The organism is Paenibacillus sp. NEAU-GSW1, assembly GCF_009737085.1.
Lineage (GTDB): Bacteria > Bacillota > Bacilli > Paenibacillales > Paenibacillaceae > Pristimantibacillus.
Genome location: NZ_WOVL01000007.1, coordinates 151,504 through 155,258, shown reverse-complemented (window position 1 = coordinate 155,258; position 3,755 = coordinate 151,504). Strand labels below are relative to the sequence as shown.

General features: G+C 41.2%; 2 protein-coding genes. One reads left to right on the top strand and one right to left on the bottom strand.

The genetic code is table 11. From position 1 onward, the window contains the following. Positions 1 to 1,633, top strand: a 1,633-nt coding sequence (locus GOM71_RS24685) for an RHS repeat domain-containing protein (protein ID WP_216651717.1), incomplete at its 5' end; no start/stop codon positions are given. A 415-nt stretch (positions 1,634 to 2,048) separates the two neighbouring features. Here the strand turns inward: GOM71_RS24685 and GOM71_RS07100 are convergent. Beyond that, complete coding sequence (locus tag GOM71_RS07100) at positions 2,049 to 3,269, bottom strand: IS256 family transposase (RefSeq protein WP_483311026.1); 1,221 nt, start codon at positions 3,267 to 3,269, stop codon at positions 2,049 to 2,051. Between the last annotated feature and the right edge of the window lie 486 nt (positions 3,270 to 3,755).

Sequence of the window (3,755 nt, the reverse complement as noted above, 5' to 3'; positions counted from 1 at the left end):
TGATCAAGCAGGAAATCAAACCTCTAAGATTGAATTGGTTCAAGGTGAAAATAAAGGTCAAACCAGCTATACGTATGATGAGCTAAACCGATTGCTTACCGTTAATGAACCAAGCGGAAAGAAAACGGTCTATACGTATGATGGTGCAGGTAATCGTGAACAAGAAACAGTTACTGAAGGAACTACCATTGCCGTCACATCTTATGTGTACAATGATCAGAACAGATTGATTGAGACTGACCAGCTTTTCTCGGAAGGCCGTCAGGAAAAGACAACATATCAATACGATAACAATGGTAATATGACTGGCAAGAACAGAGAAATAATTAAACAAGTGTACGATGAAGAGACAGATCCATCGTTTGGCATGTTTATTTACGGTCAAGAGTCTGAAAATCCTAATGTCCAAACGTTGCTGGAAGGTATCGGCACCTATGAGTATGACGTTTGGAACCAATTGAGTAAATCGACTGCAGGTAGTGTAACTTCCAGCTATCGCTACAATGCAGAAGGCTATCGGACGTATAAGAAGGTAGGAGAGTCTGAGGCTCATTATTTATATGAGGCTGATAAAGTAGTTTTGGAGACTAACAATTCCGAAAAGGAAACGGCGTTTAATCTTTATGGGATAAATTTGGTTAGTCGTATAATGGGAAGCGAAAAGTACTATTATCTGTATAATGGTCATGCAGATGTAACAGCGCTTGTAGATGTAACAGGCATTGTGAAAGTAGCATATGAATATGATGCTTTTGGCAATGTTACCTTAGAAAGTGGAGCTGATATTAATAATCCGATTCGCTATGCAGGTTATCAGTATGATGAGGAATCGAAGCTTTATTATCTGAATGCAAGGTACTACGATCCAAAGTTGGCTAGATTTATTACTGAGGATACGTATAAAGGAGAGATTGAAGACCCGCTAAGTTTAAATCTTTATACGTATGTGTATAATAATCCGATTATTTATATTGATCCGAGTGGCAATGTAGCAATAGGAGTCGATCCAGAACTGTGGAGAGTTAATGGATTAATAAATGAACAGAAATTAAAGTGGATAGCAGCAAACGCCGTTAACGATAAAGATGGGATGAAGGCTGCAAATGCTGAAGCAGTAAGACTTAGAGAGGAGAATTCTCATTTAGATGGTTTACTTACATCTGATGATCCATACCAAACAGTGCATTATGTTGAAAATTCTAATGGAAGTAAAGCTACTGAAGTTAGAATTACCAAAGATGGTCATGTTCTATATGAAAAAGATCCCAATTATGACTACTATGTTGAGTCGCATCGCACGACACATTCAGACAAGGCTCAGGCGGTAGCTGGTAGAATTATTTGGGATGGAGCAGTTGGCTATACATCTACTAGAGCATTAAAGTGGGCAGGGGTAGACAAGAATAAAAAGACAATCGATATTACAGTTGCTGCGGGTGGAGGGATCATTGGAAACTATATTGTTGATGTACTTACTTCATCACCATCAGTAGGTGAAGAGAGACACATTATTTGGAGAACAAATAAAAAAACTGGTGAGATAAGTAACCTAGTTGTAGTAACTGATGGTAGAAAGGTAATAGAAGATAGATTCTGGTATATAACAAAGAAAGGAAAAAAGAAAGGAAAATAGAATGAATAAGAAATTATTTTATGCGGTCTTTGTTATTACAATAATAGTTCTGATTTGGTTCATGAGTGGATGGAAGGGATTAACTTACTTCTTGAGCTATATTGTACTCGTTCTGATAGTATTAAAATTATCTAAAAAAGAAAAAACGAAACTAATATTACTTATTATAGTGATTTTAGGTTTATTAGGGGGTATGTACGCTGTGGAAATATTAAATTAGCACTAGACCACATGTGAGCGTAACAACTCCATGTGGTTTCTTTTTTATAACAGCCATACCAGTGCCTTATGAATCTGATGTTTCAAAAAAAAGCCCCACTACGCTAATATTGCGTAGTGGGGCTGCCCTGGGGTCTGTCAATAATTTTGTGTAAACTCTCATATAGGAACCTCCCCTGAGGGGGAGATGGCCCCCTCAAGGCAAATGTTGTCCGATCCGTTCCGGATAGAAGACGGATAATTGGAGCAGAATTTGTCCCCAGTTCTGGACTCGACCGGTCCATTTTCGCAACACATCCATGGTGGCCAAGTATAGCATCTTCAACAGCGCCTCATCGGTCGGGAAGATGCTTTTACCTTTTGTGACCTTGCGCAACTGCCGATGGTAACTTTCAATCATATTCGTTGTATAGATAAGCTTACGGATCTCCGGCGGGTATTTGGAAAATGTAGCAAGCTCGTCCCAATTATTTCTCCAAGAGCGGATGATGAGCGGATACTTGCTGCCCCAGACTTCCTCAAAACGGTCCAACTCTACTAGAGCAGCTTCTTCTGTGGCCGCTTTGTATATGGGCTTCAGATCCGCTGTGACTTTCTTTATGTCTTTGTATGAGACATAGCGGGTTGAATTGCGGATTTGGTGGATGATGCATTTCTGAATCTCAGTCTTCGGATAGCAGGCGGAAATCGCCTGAGAGAAGCCTGTTAGGTTGTCAACACAGGTGATAAGGATGTCTTGTACGCCGCGGTTCTTGAGGTCATTCAAGACGCTGAGCCAGAATTTCGCAGACTCATTTTCGCCTATCCACATGCCGAGCACGTCTTTGTTTCCATCCAGATCAATGCCGATGACCATGTAGGCTGCTTTGTTCACGATAGCGCCGTCTTGTTTGACTTTGAAGTGAATAGCATCCATGAATACGACCGCGTAAACACCTTGCAGTGGGCGACTCTGCCATTCCTTAATGAGCGGCACGATTTTGTTCGTAACATTTGAGATCATCGTCGGAGACACTTCAATTCCGTACAGCTGGTTTAAGTGATCCTGGATATCTCGTGTACTGATACCCTTCGAGTACATAGCGAGAATCTGGTCTTCGATACCAGTCACGTTGGACTGGTGTTTCTTGATGATGACCGGCTCGAACTCGCCGTTTCGATCACGAGGAACGTGAATCTCAACCTCGCCGTACTCGCTGTTCACCGTTTTCTTAGACTTGCCGTTGCGGCTATTGCTGGTATTTTTGTTCTTAACATCGTGCTTCTCGTAGCCAAGCTCCGTCTCGAGCTCGGCCTCCAGCATGGACTGCAGCGTCTCCGCGAATAGTTCTTTCAACGCCGATTGAACGTCATCCATGGTCTTCAGGTTATTATCCTTAACGAATGCTTTGACCTGATCCTTATTAAATCGTGCCACTTGTGTCATCCTCTCAAACCAACCTTTCTCTTAGTTTAATTCATATTGGTTTGAGAGTTTACACAAATTATTTTACAGTCTCAGGAATACGAATATCCGAACAGTTCTATGACAATGCAAGATTGACAACGAGCCAGTACGTTAGCAAAGGAAATGTATCAAATAAGCTATTCGTACGATTTGATGGGCAACAAATTAACGCAGACGAATGGCAATGAACTTACGATTACCTATTTGTATAATGCTAGAACTTGTTAGCCGCTCAATTGGATCATAGCGCTGTTTCAGTTATTGAGAACAAGCGACAATATGATGAGACGAAAGATTGAACGCTATACGTATACAGCTGATGGATTGATGCTATCCATGCATGATCGTAACGGCAATACGACAAATTTCGTCTATGATGCACAGAGCAGGCTGATTTCCAAAACCGTCGAAGGAGAGCAAGCTTCTAAGGCGAAGCTGAATGAACGCCAAGTGAAG